Here is a 16,516-nt window from a genome sequence, read left to right on the forward strand (position 1 = left end):
TTGGCCGCCTTAGCCTGACAACCCTGGAGTGTCTGGTTTGATTGTCTTCCGTTATCTGTCCCGCGAAGTCCTGTTGACCTTGAGCGCAGTCAGCGCCGTGCTGCTGGTCATCATCATGAGCGGTCGCTTCATCAAATACCTCGCCCAGGCGGCCTCGGGCCTGCTGGATCCGGGCTCGCTGTTCCTGATCATGGGCTTTCGCCTGCCGGGTTTCCTGCAGCTGATTCTGCCGCTGGGCCTGTTTCTCGGGATCCTGCTGGCGTACGGTCGCCTGTACCTCGAAAGCGAAATGACCGTGCTGTCGGCCACCGGCATGAGCCAGCAGCGACTGTTTGTCATTACCCTGTTTCCGGCCACGCTGGTGGCGTTGATCGTGGCCTGGCTGAGCCTGAGCCTGGCGCCACAAGGTGCCAATCAGTTCCAGCTGCTGCTGAATAAACAGGATGCGCTGACCGAGTTCGATACCCTCGAGCCGGGTCGCTTCCAGGCGTTGCGTGACGGGACCCGGGTGACCTACACCGAACAGTTGACCGATGATCGCGTCAATCTGGCAGGTGTGTTCATTTCGCAGAAGAACACCAACTCTGACCAGAAGGATCGCGGGATTTCCGTGCTGGTGGCCGAGAAGGGCCGCCAGGAAATCCGCCCGGACGGCAACCGCTACCTGATTCTCGACAACGGTTATCGCTATGACGGTAATCCGGGGCAGGCCGACTATCGCGCGATCAAGTACGACGAGTACGGGGTATTGCTGCCAAAGCCGGACGTCAGTGACGAAGTGACCGACCGTGATGCGATGAGCACTCGTTCCTTGATGGGGACCGAGGACACGCGCTTGCGCGCCGAGTTGCAATGGCGTCTGTCCTTGCCGTTGCTGGTGTTCATCGTGACGCTAATGGCGGTGCCGTTGTCGCGGGTCAACCCGCGCCAGGGCCGTTTCCTCAAGCTGCTGCCGGCGATTCTTCTTTATATGGCTTACTTGACCATCCTGATTGCCGCCCGTGGCGCCCTCGATAAGGGCAAGATCCCGCCGGCCCTTGGGTTGTGGTGGGTTCACGGGGTGTTTCTGATCATTGGACTCGGGTTGCTTTACTGGGAGCCGTTGCGCCTGAAGATGGCGAGTCGCCGCAGCGCGCTGGAGGTGGCTCGTGGTTAAGCTCGATCGCTACATCGGTAGCAGCGTATTCATGGCCATCCTGGCGGTACTGGGGATCATTCTCGGCCTGGCGACACTGTTTGCCTTCATCGACGAGATGAGCGAAGTCAGCGATACCTATACGCTGATGGATGCTTCCAGTTACGTCTTGCTGACGGCGCCGCGCCGTCTTTACGACATGTTGCCAATGGCGGCACTGATCGGGTGCCTGATTGGCCTGGGCAGTCTGGCCAGCAACAGTGAGCTGACCATCATGCGCGCCGCGGGTGTGTCGATCGGTCGTATCGTCTGGGCGGTCATGAAGCCGATGCTGATCCTGATGGTCGTGGGCGTGCTGATCGGCGAATACGTGGCGCCGGCCACCGAAGTCACGGCACAAGCCAACCGCTCGCTGGCCCAGGGCAGTGGCGATGCGCAGAGCGCCAAGCATGGCTTGTGGCACCGCCAGGGTGATGAGTTCATCCACGTCAACTCGGTGCAGCCCAACGGCATTCTTTACGGTGTGACCCGCTATCGCTTCGATAAGGAGCGGCACATGCTGTCGTCAAGCTTCGCCAAGCGTGCCGAGTTCGACAAGGATCACTGGCAGCTCAGCGACGTCACGACCACGGTGTTCCATGACAAGAGCACCGAAGTGGTCACCACCCCCGTCGAGCGCTGGGATATTGCCCTGAGCCCGCAGTTGCTGGACACCGTGGTGATGGCGCCCGAGTCGCTGTCGATCAGCGGATTGTGGGGTTACATCCACTATCTGGCGGATCAGGGCCTGAGCAATGGCCGCTACTGGCTGGCGTTTTGGGTCAAGGTGTTGCAGCCACTGGTGACGGCGGCGCTGGTACTGATGGCGATTTCCTTCATCTTTGGTCCTTTGCGTTCTGTGACCCTCGGCCAGCGGGTGTTTACCGGCGTTCTGGTGGGCTTCACCTTCCGTATCGTCCAGGATTTGCTGGGGCCTTCGAGCCTGGTGTTCGGTTTCTCGCCGCTGTTTGCGGTGCTGATTCCGGCCGGTGTCTGTGCCCTGGCCGGCGTCTGGCTGTTGCGCCGGGCCGGTTGATCGGGGGTTTTTCCTGACCCCGTCGCCATCTGAATCGCCCCTGTCGCAAGACCGGGGCGTTTTTGTACGTGCCGTCTGACCTGCGAACGTGACGCTTGCGCCGTGGATCAGGTACAATTCCCGGCTATTTTTCGGCGGGCTATGCCTGCAGCCTTTTTGAGTGTTGATCCGTGAGTGATTTGAGTCATATCCGCAATTTCTCCATCATCGCCCACATTGACCATGGCAAGTCGACGCTGGCTGATCGATTCATCCAGATGTGCGGCGGCCTTGCCGAGCGCGAAATGGAAGCCCAGGTACTGGACTCCATGGACCTGGAGCGTGAACGCGGGATCACCATCAAGGCCCACAGCGTCACCCTTTATTACACCGCTCGCGATGGCATCAAGTACCAGCTGAACTTCATTGACACCCCCGGCCACGTTGACTTCACCTATGAAGTCAGCCGGTCGCTGGCGGCCTGTGAAGGTGCGTTGCTGGTGGTCGATGCCGGTCAGGGCGTTGAAGCGCAGTCGGTTGCCAACTGCTACACGGCGATCGAGCAGGGCCTGGAAGTCATGCCGGTCCTGAACAAGATCGACCTGCCACAGGCCGATCCGGACCGCGTCAAAGAAGAAATCGAAAAAATCATCGGCATCGATGCTACCGATGCGGTCGAGTGCTCGGCCAAGACCGGTCTGGGCGTCGACGAAGTGCTCGAGCGCCTGGTCGCGACCATTCCTGCGCCGACCGGCAACTACGAAGATCCGCTGCAAGCGTTGATCATCGACTCCTGGTTCGACAACTACCTGGGCGTTGTTTCCCTGGTGCGTGTGCGTCACGGTCGTGTGAAGAAGGGCGACAAGATCCTGGTCAAATCCACCGGCAAGATCCACCTGGTGGACAGCGTCGGTGTCTTCAACCCGAAACACACCCCGACGGTTGACCTGAAGGCCGGTGAAGTAGGCTTCATCATCGCCAGCATCAAGGACATTCACGGTGCGCCAGTGGGTGACACCCTGACCTTGAGCTCGACGCCAGACGTTGACGTGCTGCCAGGTTTCAAACGCATTCAGCCGCAGGTTTACGCCGGTTTGTTCCCGGTCAGCTCCGACGACTTCGAAGATTTCCGTGAAGCCCTGCAAAAGCTCACGCTCAACGACTCGTCCCTGCAGTACACCCCGGAAAGCTCTGACGCCCTGGGCTTCGGCTTCCGTTGCGGGTTCCTCGGCATGCTGCACATGGAAATCATCCAGGAGCGCCTGGAGCGCGAGTACAACCTGGACCTGATCACCACGGCGCCGACGGTAATTTTCGAGCTGTTGCTGAAAACCGGTGAAACGATTTACGTCGATAACCCGTCGAAGCTTCCGGACCTGTCCTCGATCGAAGACATGCGTGAGCCGATCGTGCGGGCCAATATTCTTGTGCCGCAAGAGCACCTGGGCAACGTCATTACCCTGTGCATCGAAAAACGTGGCGTGCAACACGACATGTTGTTCCTCGGTTCCCAGGTCCAGGTGACCTACGATTTGCCGATGAACGAGGTGGTCCTGGACTTCTTCGACCGTCTGAAATCGACCAGCCGTGGTTATGCGTCGCTCGATTACCATTTCGATCGTTATCAATCGGCTAGTCTGGTGAAACTGGATGTGCTGATCAACGGTGACAAGGTCGACGCTCTGGCGCTGATCGTGCACAAGGATAACGCGCACTACAAAGGTCGCCAGCTGACCGAGAAGATGAAAGAACTGATTCCGCGCCAGATGTTCGACGTTGCGATCCAGGCCGCCATTGGCGGGCAGATCATTGCGCGAACCTCCGTCAAGGCTCTCAGAAAGAACGTATTGGCCAAATGCTACGGCGGTGACGTTAGCCGTAAGAAGAAACTGCTTGAAAAGCAAAAGGCCGGTAAAAAACGCATGAAGCAAGTCGGCAACGTGGAAATTCCACAAGAAGCCTTCCTTGCAGTGCTCAGGTTGGATAGTTAGGTCCTATGTCACTAAATTTCCCGCTGTTGCTGGTCATCGCCGTGTTCGTCTGCGGCCTGTTGGCGTTGCTCGATCTGGTTTTCCTGGCGCCGCGTCGGCGTGCTGCCATTGCCTCCTATCAGGGCAGCGTCAGCCAGCCTGACGGGGTGGTGATCGAGAAACTGAACAAAGAGCCGCTGCTGGTCGAATACGGCAAGTCGTTCTTCCCGGTGTTGTTCATCGTGCTGGTCCTGCGTTCGTTCCTGGTGGAACCGTTCCAGATTCCGTCCGGCTCGATGAAACCGACCCTGGACGTGGGCGACTTCATTCTGGTGAACAAGTTTTCTTACGGGATCCGCCTGCCGGTGATCGACAAGAAAGTCATCGAAGTCGGTGATCCGCAGCGCGGCGATGTGATGGTGTTCCGTTACCCGAGCGATCCGAACGTCAACTACATCAAGCGTGTAGTGGGCCTGCCGGGCGACACGATTCGCTACACCGCCGACAAGCGTCTGTTCGTCAACGGCGAGTCGATTGCCGAGCAACTGGTCGGCTCCGAGCCGGGCACGCTGGGCAGCGCTGAGCTCTACAAGGAAAAACTCGGCGTTGCCGAGCACTTGATCCGCAAGGAAATGAGCCGCTATCGCGCCACGCCGGACCATTCGTGGACCGTGCCCGCCGGGCACTATTTCATGATGGGCGACAACCGCGACAACTCCAACGACAGTCGCTACTGGGATGATCCAAGCATTCCCAAGGATCTGCTGGGCATGGTTCCCGACAAGAATATCGTCGGCAAGGCCTTCGCAGTCTGGATGAGCTGGCCGGAACCCAAACTCAGTCACCTGCCGAATTTCTCGCGGGTTGGCCTGATCAAGTAATCACACACGGCGCTGTTGAACACAGCGCCGAATGCTTTTCTGGAGTCGGCACAATCGGCGCCAGCAGCATGAAGCCAATGATATTCAGGACGTTATTTTTGAACACAGCGTTAATTGTCCCAGGCCTGCGCCGTATCACGGCGATGGCGGTGGAATCCAACCACGAACTCAGCGTGGGTAAACCGTGAGCGTCTCCTTAAGTCGTCTCGAGCGTCAGCTCGGCTACACCTTCAAGGACCAGGAACTGATGGTTCTGGCCCTGACTCACCGCAGCTTTGCCGGGCGTAACAACGAACGCCTGGAGTTCCTCGGTGATGCCATTCTTAACTTCGTCGCTGGCGAGGCGCTGTTCGATCGCTTCCCGCTGGCCCGCGAAGGCCAGTTGTCGCGTTTGCGCGCACGCCTGGTGAAAGGTGAGACGCTGGCCGTACTGGCCCGCGGTTTCGATCTGGGCGACTACCTGCGCCTGGGCTCTGGCGAACTGAAAAGCGGCGGCTTCCGTCGCGAGTCGATTCTGGCCGATGCCCTGGAAGCGCTGATTGGTGCGATCTACCTCGACGCCGGCATGGACATGGCGCGCGAGCGTGTGTTGGCCTGGCTGGCCGGTGAGTTCGAAGGCCTGACGCTGGTCGACACCAACAAAGATCCAAAAACCCGCCTGCAGGAATTCCTGCAATCGCGTGGTTGTGAGCTGCCACGTTACGAAGTGGTGGATATCCAGGGTGAGCCGCATTGCCGGACGTTCTTCGTCGAATGTGAAATCACCCTACTGAATGAAAAAAGCCGAGGTCAGGGTGTGAGTCGTCGTATTGCCGAACAGGTAGCGGCCGCCGCAGCACTGATTGCCCTGGGTGTGGAGAATGGCAATGACTGATACAAACGCAACTCGCTGTGGCTATGTTGCCATCGTCGGCCGTCCCAACGTGGGCAAGTCCACGCTGCTGAACCACATCCTGGGTCAGAAACTGGCGATCACCTCGCGCAAGCCGCAAACCACCCGCCACAACATGCTGGGCATCAAGACCGAAGGCGCCGTGCAGGCGATCTACGTCGACACCCCGGGCATGCACAAGGGCGGCGAAAAGGCGTTGAACCGCTACATGAACAAGACCGCTTCGGCGGCGTTGAAAGACGTCGACGTGGTGATCTTCGTGGTTGACCGCACCAAGTGGACCGACGAAGACCAGATGGTTCTCGAGCGCGTCCAGTACGTGACCGGTCCGCTGATCGTGGCACTGAACAAGACGGATCGCATCGAAGACAAAGCCGAGCTGATGCCGCACCTGAGCTGGTTGCAGGAACAGCTGCCGAACGCGCAGATCATGCCGATCTCGGCCCAGCACGGGCACAACCTCGAAGCGCTGGAGCGTGTGATCGCCGGTTACCTGCCAGAAAACGATCACTTCTTCCCGGAAGACCAGATCACTGACCGCAGCAGCCGCTTCCTCGCCGCCGAACTGGTACGCGAGAAAATCATGCGCCAGATGGGCGCCGAGCTGCCGTACCAGATCACCGTGGAAATCGAAGAGTTCAAGCAGCAGGGCAAAACCCTGCACATTCATGCCTTGATCCTCGTTGAACGCGACGGCCAGAAGAAGATCATCATTGGCGACAAGGGCGAGCGCATCAAGCGCATCGGCACCGAGGCGCGCAAGGACATGGAGCTGCTGTTCGACTCCAAGATCATGCTCAACCTCTGGGTGAAAGTGAAAGGCGGCTGGTCTGATGACGAGCGCGCGTTGCGTTCGCTGGGTTACGGCGACCTGTAAACCTGTTCCAGATACACCGAAGCACCCTGTGGGAGCGAGCTTGCTCGCGATAGCGGTCTGCCAGTCAACATCAATGTTGAATGCCAGGCCCTCATCGCGAGCAAGCTCGCTCCCACATTGGTTTTGGGTAGTTTATAAATCTGTGCTCACTCATTGAGAACGCTGACTTCCATGTCCCAAACCCCACCCATCGGCCAACCCGCCTACGTCCTCCATTCCCGCGCCTACCGCGAAAACAGTGCGCTGGTGGATTTCCTCACGCCGCAAGGTCGGCTGCGGGCGGTGTTGCGCAGTGCGCGGGGCAAGGCGGGGACGTTGGCGCGGCCGTTCGTGCCGCTGGAAGTCGAGTTTCGCGGGCGTGGCGAGCTGAAGAACGTCGGGCGCATGGAAAGTGCCGGCGTCTCCACCTGGCTCAGCGGTGAGGCGTTGTTCAGCGGCCTCTACCTCAACGAACTGTTGATCCGTCTATTGCCTTCCGAAGACCCCCATCCCGGGGTATTCGATCATTACGCCGCGACTCTGCTCGCGCTGGCCGAAGGTCGACCCTTGGAGCCGTTGTTGCGCTCGTTCGAATGGCGCCTGCTGGACGACCTCGGCTACGGCTTTGCGCTGACCATGGACATCCACGGCGAACCCATCGCGCCGGACGGTCTCTACCGTTTGCAGGTGGATGCGGGGCTGGAGCAGGTCTATCTGCTGCAACCCGGTTTGTTCAATGGCACCGAACTGTTGGCCATGGCCGATGCTGACTGGTCCGCGCCCGGTGCACTGTCCGCTGCCAAGCGGCTGATGCGCCAGGCATTGGCCGTGCATTTGGGCGGTCGTCCTTTAGTCAGCCGCGAGCTGTTTCGCAAGCCGTAGTCTCCCCGTATGCTGTGCGCCGAATCTTTAAATTCAGGAGCGCTTCCGTGACCACCAGCAATCGCATTCTTCTTGGCGTGAACATTGACCACGTTGCCACCCTGCGTCAGGCCCGGGGCACTCGCTATCCGGATCCGGTCAAGGCGGCACTGGACGCGGAAGAGGCGGGCGCTGACGGCATCACCGTGCATTTGCGCGAAGACCGCCGGCACATTCAGGAACGCGACGTTCTGCTGCTCAAGGACGTGCTGCAAACCCGCATGAACTTCGAAATGGGCGTCACCGAAGAAATGATGCTGTTCGCCGAGCACATTCGCCCGGCGCACATTTGCCTGGTCCCGGAAACCCGTCAGGAACTGACCACTGAAGGTGGTCTGGATGTAGCGGGGCAGGAAGCACGGATCAAAGCCGCCGTGGATCGCTTGTCGAAGATCGGTTGCGAAGTGTCGCTGTTTATCGACGCGGATGAACGCCAGATTGAGGCCTCCCGTCGTGTGGGTGCGCCGGCGATCGAACTGCACACCGGGCGTTACGCCGATGCCGAAACACCGACTGACGTGGCCGAAGAGCTCAAGCGCGTAGCCGATGGTGTAGCGTTTGGCCTGGCTCAGGGGTTGATCGTCAACGCCGGGCACGGTTTGCACTACCACAACGTAGAAGCCGTGGCGGCGATCAAAGGCATCAACGAGCTGAACATTGGCCACGCGCTGGTGGCGCATGCGTTGTTTGTTGGCTTCAAGTCGGCGGTGTCGGAAATGAAAGCGCTGATCCTGGCCGCCGCAAAAGCCTAAAGCCCAGACACAAAACCAATGTGGGAGCGAGCTTGCTCGCTCCCACATTGGTTTGGGGGGCTGTTAGAGCGGCGCAGGTTCCTGAGCCGGTTTCGACTTGTCGATCCCCGGCACATGCAGATTGCCTTCGGCCACCTGGTCACCTTCAAGCTGTGGCTGCGTGACCCACGTCAGGATGTCGTAGTAACGACGGATGTTCGCCACGAAATGCACCGGCTCGCCGCCTCGGGCGTAGCCATAGCGTGTCTTGCTGTACCACTTTTTCTCGGAAAGGCGCGGCAGGATTTTCTTCACGTCCAGCCATTTGTCCGGGTTCAGCCCTTCCTTCGCCGCCAGTTTGCGCGCGTCATCCAGGTGGCCGCTGCCAACGTTGTAAGCCGCCAGGGCAAACCAGGTGCGATCCGGCTCCTGAATCGACTCGTCCAGTTGATCCTTCATATAGGCCAGGTACTTGGCGCCGCCCATGATGCTCTGCTTGGGGTCGAGGCGGTTGGACACGCCCATCGCCTGTGCGGTGTTCTGGGTCAGCATCATCAGGCCGCGCACGCCGGTCTTGGACGTCACCGCCGGTTGCCACAACGACTCCTGATAGCCGATCGCGGCCAGCAGGCGCCAGTCGACTTGTTCCTTCTTGGCATACGCCTTGAAGTGCTGTTCGTATTTGGGCAGCCGCTGCTGCAAATGTTGGGCGAACGTGGTGGCGCCCATGTAGCCGAGGACGTCGACATGCCCGTAATAGCGATCCTTGAGGCGCTGCAGGGTGCCATTTTTCTGCACCTTGTCGAGGTAGGCGTTGATTTCGTTGAGCAGGCTGTTGTCTTCGCCGGCGGCCACGGCCCAGCTCTGGTTGCTGGCGTCGCCGAGGTCAAAGGCGACCCGTATGTTGGTGAAGTACACCTGGTTCATCGCGACTTCGTTGGAATCGACCAGCGTCAGGTCGATCTGGCCTTCATCGACCATGCGCAGCAGGTCGACGACTTCAACCGCGTCGGATTCTTCGTATTCAATGCCGGGGTATTTCTTTTTCAGCTCTGCCAGCTGTTCGGCGTGGGTGCTGCCCTTGAGCACCATGATCTTCTTGCCGACCAGGTCGCCCGCATCGGTCGGCCGTGACTGGCCGTTGCGGTAGATGATCTGTGGGGTGACTTCCAGGTAGGAGTGGGAAAACCGCACCTGCTTTTTGCGTTCCTCACTGCTGACCAGGCCGGCAGCAGCCAGCACCGGGCCGTTAGGCTTGCCCACCTGATTGAACAGGTCGTCGAGGTTGTCGGCGGTCTCGATCTTGAGTTCCACCCCCAGATCGTCGGCGAAGCGCTTCACCAGCTCGTATTCGAAGCCGGTTTCACCGTTACGATCCTGAAAGTAGGTAGCGGGGCTGTTTCGGGTAACCACCCGCAGCACGCCATCCTCCTTTACGCGCTCCAGCGTGTTGGGTTTATCAACACAGCCACTGAGCATCAGGAAGAGTCCGGTTGCGATCAGCCATTTGGCGTACCGCGGACGCAAAGCCGTTGGGGAAAACATCTGCGCAGTATACGCAAAGGACCACGGCCGCCATATCTCGACAGAGGAGGGCTTGTCTGCTAGGCAATTGAAAACCGCTCCGGAGCCCGCAGGAATGGGCCCGAACCGCATTTTGTGACAGAAAAAATAACCCTTTTTGAGCGCCATTCTCAGGCCTGGATCCCCGGTCCGACACTTGGGTGCAGCCGCCTGTACCGTTTCGGGTGATGTCGCGGGCGGTTTAGGCTAGAATGCACGGCCTCAAAGCACACCCCTCCCGAGGCTGTCCCGAAGATGTTGATCCTGCGCGGCGCTCCTGCCCTTTCTGCCTTTCGCCACAGCAAACTCCTTGAGCAACTGAGCCAGAAAGTTCCGGCTGTCAGTGGCTTGTATGCTGAATTCGCTCACTTCGCCGAAGTGACCGGCGTCCTGACCGGCGACGAACAGCAGGTGCTCGCGCGCCTTCTGAAGTACGGCCCAAGTGTTCCGGTACAAGAGCCGACCGGTCGTCTGTTCCTGGTGTTGCCCCGGTTCGGCACCATCTCGCCGTGGTCCAGTAAAGCCAGCGACATCGCTCGCAACTGCGGCCTGAGCAAGATCCAGCGCCTGGAACGCGGCATCGCGTTCTATGTAGCCGGTCAGTTCAGCGACGCCGACGCGCAACTGATTGCGGACGGTCTGCACGACCGCATGACGCAAATCGTTCTGGCCAACCTCGAACAGGCCGCCGGCCTGTTCAGCCACGCCGAACCGAAGCCGCTGACTGCGATCGACGTGCTGGGTGGCGGTCGCGCCGCGCTGGAAAAAGCCAACACCGAGCTGGGCCTGGCCTTGGCCGAAGACGAAATCGACTACCTGGTCAATGCCTTCGTCGGCTTGAAGCGCAACCCGCATGACATCGAACTGATGATGTTCGCCCAGGCGAACTCTGAGCACTGCCGTCACAAGATCTTCAACGCCAGTTGGGACATCGACGGTCAGAGCCAGGAAAAAAGCCTGTTCGGCATGATCAAGAACACCTACGTGATGCACAGCGAAGGCGTTCTGTCGGCTTATAAGGACAACGCCTCAGTGATCGTCGGCAACGTCGCCGGCCGTTTCTTCCCGGACCCTGAAACCCGCCAGTACGGCGCGGTGCAGGAACCGGTGCACATCCTGATGAAAGTCGAAACCCACAACCACCCGACTGCGATTGCCCCGTTCCCGGGCGCATCCACCGGCAGTGGCGGTGAGATTCGTGACGAAGGCGCGACCGGTCGTGGCGCCAAGCCGAAGGCTGGCCTGACCGGCTTCACCGTGTCCAACCTGCAAATCCCGGGCTTCGAACAGCCGTGGGAAGTGCCATACGGCAAGCCTGAGCGCATCGTCACCGCGCTGGACATCATGATCGAAGGCCCACTGGGTGGCGCCGCGTTCAACAACGAATTCGGTCGTCCGGCCCTGACCGGTTATTTCCGTACCTTCGAACAGTCGATCACCACCCCGCGTGGCGACGAAGTTCGTGGTTACCACAAGCCGATCATGCTGGCCGGCGGCATGGGTAACATCCGTGCCGAACACGTACAGAAAGGCGAGATCACTGTTGGCTCCAAGCTGATCGTGCTCGGCGGCCCGGCGATGTTGATCGGTCTGGGCGGCGGCGCGGCTTCCTCCATGGCCACCGGCACCAGCTCGGCTGACCTGGACTTCGCTTCCGTACAGCGTGAAAACCCTGAGATGGAACGTCGCTGCCAGGAAGTCATCGACCGTTGCTGGCAGTTGGGTGACAAAAACCCGATCAGCTTCATCCACGACGTGGGTGCGGGCGGTCTGTCCAACGCCTTCCCGGAACTGGTCAACGACGGCAACCGTGGTGGCCGTTTCGAACTGCGCAACATTCCAAACGACGAGCCGGGCATGGCCCCGCACGAAATCTGGAGTAACGAATCCCAGGAACGCTACGTGTTGGCGGTCGGCCCGGCCGACTTCGAACGCTTCCAGGCGATCTGTGAACGTGAGCGTTGCCCGTTCGCCGTGGTTGGCGAAGCCACTGCCGAGCCGCAACTGACCGTCACCGACAGCCACTTCGGCAACAGTCCGGTGGACATGCCACTCGAAGTGCTGCTGGGCAAAGCCCCGCGCATGCACCGTTCGGCCGTTCGTGAAAACGAACTGGGCGACGACTTCGATCCGTCGACGCTCGAGATTGCAGACTGCGTAGAGCGCGTTCTGCATCACCCGGCCGTGGCGAGCAAAAGCTTCCTGATTACCATCGGCGACCGCACCATCACCGGCCTCGTGGCCCGTGACCAAATGGTCGGCCCGTGGCAGGTTCCGGTGGCCGACGTTGCCGTCACCGCCACCAGCTTCGACGTCTACACCGGTGAAGCCATGGCCATGGGCGAGCGTACTCCGCTGGCACTGCTGGACGCTCCGGCGTCGGGCCGCATGGCCATCGGCGAAACCCTGACCAACATTGCCGCTTCGCGCATCAACAAGATCTCTGACATCAAACTGTCGGCGAACTGGATGTCCGCTGCCGGTCACCCGGGTGAAGACGCGCGTCTGTACGACACCGTGAAAGCGGTCGGTATGGAACTGTGCCCTGAGCTGGGTATCACCATCCCGGTGGGCAAGGACTCCATGTCCATGGCCACGCGCTGGAGCGACGAAGGCGTCGACAAGACGGTCACTTCGCCAATGTCTCTGATCGTGACCGGTTTCGCGCCAGTGGCTGACATCCGTCAGACCCTGACCCCGGAACTGCGCATGAACAAGGGCACCACCGACCTGATCCTGATCGATCTGGGCCGTGGCCAGAACCGCATGGGCGCCTCGATCCTGGCCCAGGTGCACGGCAAGCTCGGCTCGCAAGCGCCGGACGTCGATGATTCCGAAGACCTCAAGGCCTTCTTCGCGGTGATCCAAGGCCTGAATGCCGACGGTCACCTGCTGGCGTACCACGACCGTTCCGACGGTGGTCTGCTGACCAGTGTGGTGGAAATGGCCTTCGCCGGTCACTGCGGTCTGAGCCTGAACCTCGATGGCCTGGCAGAAACTTCCGCCGACATCGCCGCGATCCTGTTCAACGAAGAACTGGGTGCTGTGATCCAGGTTCGTCAGGACGCGACCCCGGACATCCTTGCGCAGTTCAGCGCGGCCGGCCTGGGCGACTGCGTGTCGGTGATCGGTCAGCCGATGAACAACGGCCAGATCAACATCACCTTCAACGGCGAAACCGTGTTCGAAGGTCAGCGTCGTCTGCTGCAACGTCAGTGGGCCGAAACCAGCTACCAGATCCAGCGTCTGCGTGACAACGCCGACTGCGCCGAGCAAGAGTTCGACGTGCTGCTGGAAGAAGACAACCCGGGCCTGAGCGTCAAGCTCAGCTACGACGTCAACCAGGACGTCGCCGCGCCTTACATCAAGAAAGGCATTCGCCCACAGGTTGCCGTACTGCGTGAGCAGGGCGTCAACGGTCAGGTGGAAATGGCGGCCGCGTTCGACCGCGCCGGTTTCAACGCGATCGACGTGCACATGAGCGACATTCTGGCCGGCCGTGTCGACCTGAACGACTTCAAAGGTATGGTCGCTTGCGGCGGTTTCTCCTACGGTGACGTCCTCGGTGCCGGCGAAGGCTGGGCCAAGTCCGCACTGTTCAACAGCCGTGCTCGCGATGCGTTCCAGGGTTTCTTCGAACGTACCGACAGCTTCACCCTCGGCGTGTGCAACGGTTGCCAGATGATGTCCAACCTGCACGAGCTGATCCCGGGCAGCGAATTCTGGCCGCACTTCGTACGTAACCGCTCCGAGCAGTTCGAAGCGCGCGTGGCGATGGTTCAGGTCCAGGAGTCGAACTCGATCTTCCTGCAGGGTATGGCCGGTTCGCGCATGCCAATCGCTATCGCTCACGGTGAAGGCCATGCCGAGTTCGCCAGCGAAGAAGCGTTGCTGGAAGCGGATCTGTCGGGTTGCGTGGCGATGCGTTTCGTCGACAACCACGGCAAGGTCACCGAAAAATATCCGGCCAACCCGAACGGCTCGCCGCGCGGGATCACCGGTTTGACCAGCCGCGACGGTCGCGTAACGATCATGATGCCGCACCCGGAACGCGTGTTCCGCGCTGTGCAGAACTCGTGGCGTTCAGAAGACTGGAACGAGGACGCACCTTGGATGCGTATGTTCCGTAACGCTCGCGTGTGGGTGAACTAAGCGTCGTGTACAAGCTGAGCTTTTTTGTTCCGGCCAGTCATGTGGAGCAGGTCAAGAGTGCCGTATTCGCCGCCGGTGGCGGACGGATCGGCGCTTATGATCATTGCGCGTGGCAGGTGCTCGGCCTAGGCCAGTTTCGCCCGTTGGATGGCAGTCAGCCGTTCATTGGCGAAGCGGGGCAGGTCGAGCAGGTTGAGGAATGGAAGGTTGAGCTTGTGGTCAGCGATGAGTTGATTCGCGCGGTGTTGGTGGCTTTGAAAGAGAGCCATCCCTATGAGACGCCGGCTTATGAGGTGTGGCGGTTGGAGGATTTCTGATCTTCCTGGCTGCTGAAATGAGAAACCCGCTGAATTTGCGTTCAGCGGGTTTTTTGTTGGCTGCGATGGCGGCCTGATAGCCGACCGATCCCTACCAGATGCACCCAATCCAACTGTGGAGCTGGCTTGCCAGCGATGGCGGCCTGTCAGCCGACCAATCTCCACCAGATACACCCAATCCAACTGTGGGAGCTGGCTTGCCAGCGATGGCGGCCTGATAGCCGACCTATCTCTACCAGATGTGCCCAATCAAAAATGTGGGAGCGAGCCTGCTCGCGAAGACTGACTATCAGGTACCAACGATCTAAACCTTGGCACTCACCTCACTACGATTCACCAACACCTCCAGCGCATCACCCAAACTCGATGCCTTGTCGCCGATCAGCAGATGCCAAACGCCGCCCTCAAGTTGGCTAACCCCCTGACACCCCAGCGCCTTCAAATCACATTCCGACAACGCCTTGCCATCGGCCAGTTGCAACCGAATCCGGGTCATGGCAATGCAGTCCATCTGCAGCACATTCTCGCCTCCGCCCAAGGCATTCAGCCATTGCTGCGCCTCTGAAGTCGCCACAGCAGCAGGCTTCGGAGCATCGATTACCGCAGCCGGTGAAGACACAATCGCTCGCCCCAACGCCGGCATCGCCAAGCGAATTTCATCCGCAATGCTGTCCGCCATTGGCCCAACCACCACCTGCAAACTTCCGCCTTTCCCCGGACGCACCACCGCCATCGCCCCCAGCGCTTTCAACTCGGCATCGTTGGCTTTGTTGCGATCCACCATGTCCAGTCGCAACCGTGTCGTGCAGGCGCCCACCGTGATCAAATTCTGCGCGCCGCCCAGCGCCTTGATGTAAGCCCCGGCCCGTTCGTTCTCGGCGACCACCACCTTGTCGCCCGTCGGCACTTCTTCACGCCCCGGCGTTTTGAGATTGAAACGGCGAATACAAAAATCAAACACCACGTAGTAGATCACCGCATAAGCCAGCCCTACAGGAACCACCAACCAACCATTGGTGGATTTCCCCCAGCCGAGAATCATGTCGATGAACCCACCGGAGAAGGTGAACCCGAGGTGAATGTTCAGCGCGTTGGTGATTGCCATCGACAACCCCGTCAACAGCGCATGCAGTAAATACAGGAATGGCGCGAGGAACATGAAGGCAAATTCGATCGGTTCGGTCACGCCGGTCAGAAACGAGGTGAGGGCCATCGACAGGAAAATCCCGCCCATGACCTTGCGCCGCTCCGGCAGGGCGTTGCGGTACATCGCCAGGCAGGCGGCGGGCAGGCCGAAGATCATCATCGGGAACATGCCGGTCATGAACTGGCCGCCCTTCGGGTCGCCGGCGAAGTAGCGTGACAGGTCGCCGGTGACCATGGCGCCCGTGGTCGGGTCGGTGAAGTTGCCGAAGACGAACCACGCCATGTTGTTGAGGATGTGGTGCAGGCCGGTGACGATCAGCAGGCGGTTGAACACGCCGAAGACGAAAGCACCGAAGCTGCCGCTCTCCATCATCAGTGCGCCGAAGCTGTTGATGCCTTGCTGGATCGGTGGCCAGATCAACCCGAAGATCACGCCCAGGCCGACGGCGGCAAACCCGGTGACGATCGGCACAAAGCGCCGGCCGCCGAAGAACGCCAGATACTCCGGCAGCTTGATGTCCTTGAAGCGGTTGTACAGAGCACCGGCCATCAAGCCGCTGACGATCCCGGCGAGCATGCCCATGTTGATGTTCGCATCCAGCACCTTGAGGGTGGAGATCATCACCAGGTAACCAATCACCCCGGCCAGGCCTGCGGTGCCGTTGTTGTCCTTGGCGAAACCGACCGCGATGCCGATGGCGAAGATCATCGCCAGGTTGGCGAAGATCACTTGGCCGGCGTCGTGGATGATCGCGATGTTCAGCAAATCGGTATCGCCCAAGCGAAGTAATAACCCGGCAATCGGCAGGATCGCGATCGGCAGCATCAATGCGCGCCCGAGGCGCTGCAGGCCTTCGATGAAGTGTTGGTACATGGCGGTTCTCCCTGTGCTCTTTTT

General features: G+C 60.0%; 12 protein-coding genes. 10 read left to right on the forward strand and 2 right to left on the reverse strand.

The features are described 5' to 3' along the window. Window positions 1–37: 37 nt before the first annotated feature. The 8 genes from lptF to pdxJ all read left to right on the forward strand — a co-directional run bounded on the left by lptF (window position 38) and on the right by pdxJ (window position 8,461). On the forward strand, window positions 38–1,156 hold the full coding sequence (gene lptF / locus D882_RS0120040) for an LPS export ABC transporter permease LptF (protein ID WP_027924881.1): 1,119 nt from the start codon (window positions 38–40) through the stop codon (window positions 1,154–1,156). Further along, complete coding sequence (lptG, locus tag D882_RS0120045; RefSeq protein ID WP_027924882.1) at window positions 1,149–2,210, forward strand: LPS export ABC transporter permease LptG; 1,062 nt, start codon at window positions 1,149–1,151, stop codon at window positions 2,208–2,210. The genes lptF and lptG overlap by 8 nt, the downstream gene beginning before the upstream one ends. A gap of 170 nt (window positions 2,211–2,380) precedes the next feature. Continuing rightward, window positions 2,381–4,180, forward strand: a complete 1,800-nt coding sequence (gene lepA, locus D882_RS0120050; protein ID WP_027924883.1) for a translation elongation factor 4 — start codon at window positions 2,381–2,383, stop codon at window positions 4,178–4,180. A gap of 5 nt (window positions 4,181–4,185) precedes the next feature. Continuing rightward, window positions 4,186–5,040 (forward strand): signal peptidase I, encoded by an 855-nt coding sequence (gene lepB, locus D882_RS0120055; protein ID WP_027924884.1) that lies wholly within the window; start codon window positions 4,186–4,188, stop codon window positions 5,038–5,040. A gap of 184 nt (window positions 5,041–5,224) precedes the next feature. After that, window positions 5,225–5,914 (forward strand): ribonuclease III, encoded by a 690-nt coding sequence (gene rnc, locus D882_RS0120060; RefSeq protein ID WP_027924885.1) that lies wholly within the window; start codon window positions 5,225–5,227, stop codon window positions 5,912–5,914. Further along, window positions 5,907–6,809: a GTPase Era gene (era, locus tag D882_RS0120065; protein WP_027924886.1), complete on the forward strand. Its 903-nt coding sequence runs from the start codon at window positions 5,907–5,909 to the stop codon at window positions 6,807–6,809. Before rnc ends, era begins: the two co-directional genes overlap by 8 nt. A gap of 171 nt (window positions 6,810–6,980) precedes the next feature. Continuing rightward, the gene (recO, locus tag D882_RS0120070) at window positions 6,981–7,670 is read left to right on the forward strand and encodes a DNA repair protein RecO (RefSeq protein WP_027924887.1); all 690 of its coding nucleotides are present in this window, start codon (window positions 6,981–6,983) and stop codon (window positions 7,668–7,670) included. 47 nt (window positions 7,671–7,717) lie between these two features. Next, window positions 7,718–8,461, forward strand: coding sequence for a pyridoxine 5'-phosphate synthase (gene pdxJ, locus D882_RS0120075; RefSeq protein WP_027924888.1), 744 nt, complete (start codon window positions 7,718–7,720; stop codon window positions 8,459–8,461). Between the two features lie 63 nt (window positions 8,462–8,524). On the opposite strand, the gene mltF is transcribed toward pdxJ, so the two are convergent. After that, the gene (mltF, locus tag D882_RS0120080; protein ID WP_027924889.1) at window positions 8,525–9,985 is read right to left on the reverse strand and encodes a membrane-bound lytic murein transglycosylase MltF; all 1,461 of its coding nucleotides are present in this window, start codon (window positions 9,983–9,985) and stop codon (window positions 8,525–8,527) included. 273 nt (window positions 9,986–10,258) lie between these two features. Between mltF and purL the strand changes: the two genes are divergently transcribed. Both purL and D882_RS0120090 read left to right on the forward strand, forming a co-directional pair. Then, on the forward strand, window positions 10,259–14,155 hold the full coding sequence (gene purL / locus D882_RS0120085) for a phosphoribosylformylglycinamidine synthase (RefSeq protein WP_027924890.1): 3,897 nt from the start codon (window positions 10,259–10,261) through the stop codon (window positions 14,153–14,155). Between the two features lie 5 nt (window positions 14,156–14,160). Next, the gene (locus D882_RS0120090) at window positions 14,161–14,472 is read left to right on the forward strand and encodes a YqfO family protein (RefSeq protein WP_027924891.1); all 312 of its coding nucleotides are present in this window, start codon (window positions 14,161–14,163) and stop codon (window positions 14,470–14,472) included. 304 nt (window positions 14,473–14,776) lie between these two features. On the opposite strand, the gene nagE is transcribed toward D882_RS0120090, so the two are convergent. Beyond that, complete coding sequence (gene nagE / locus D882_RS0120095; protein WP_027924892.1) at window positions 14,777–16,492, reverse strand: N-acetylglucosamine-specific PTS transporter subunit IIBC; 1,716 nt, start codon at window positions 16,490–16,492, stop codon at window positions 14,777–14,779. Window positions 16,493–16,516: the final 24 nt, after the last annotated feature.

Source organism: Pseudomonas sp. URMO17WK12:I12, assembly GCF_000514395.1.
GTDB classification, from domain to species: Bacteria; Pseudomonadota; Gammaproteobacteria; order Pseudomonadales; family Pseudomonadaceae; genus Aquipseudomonas; species Aquipseudomonas mucoides.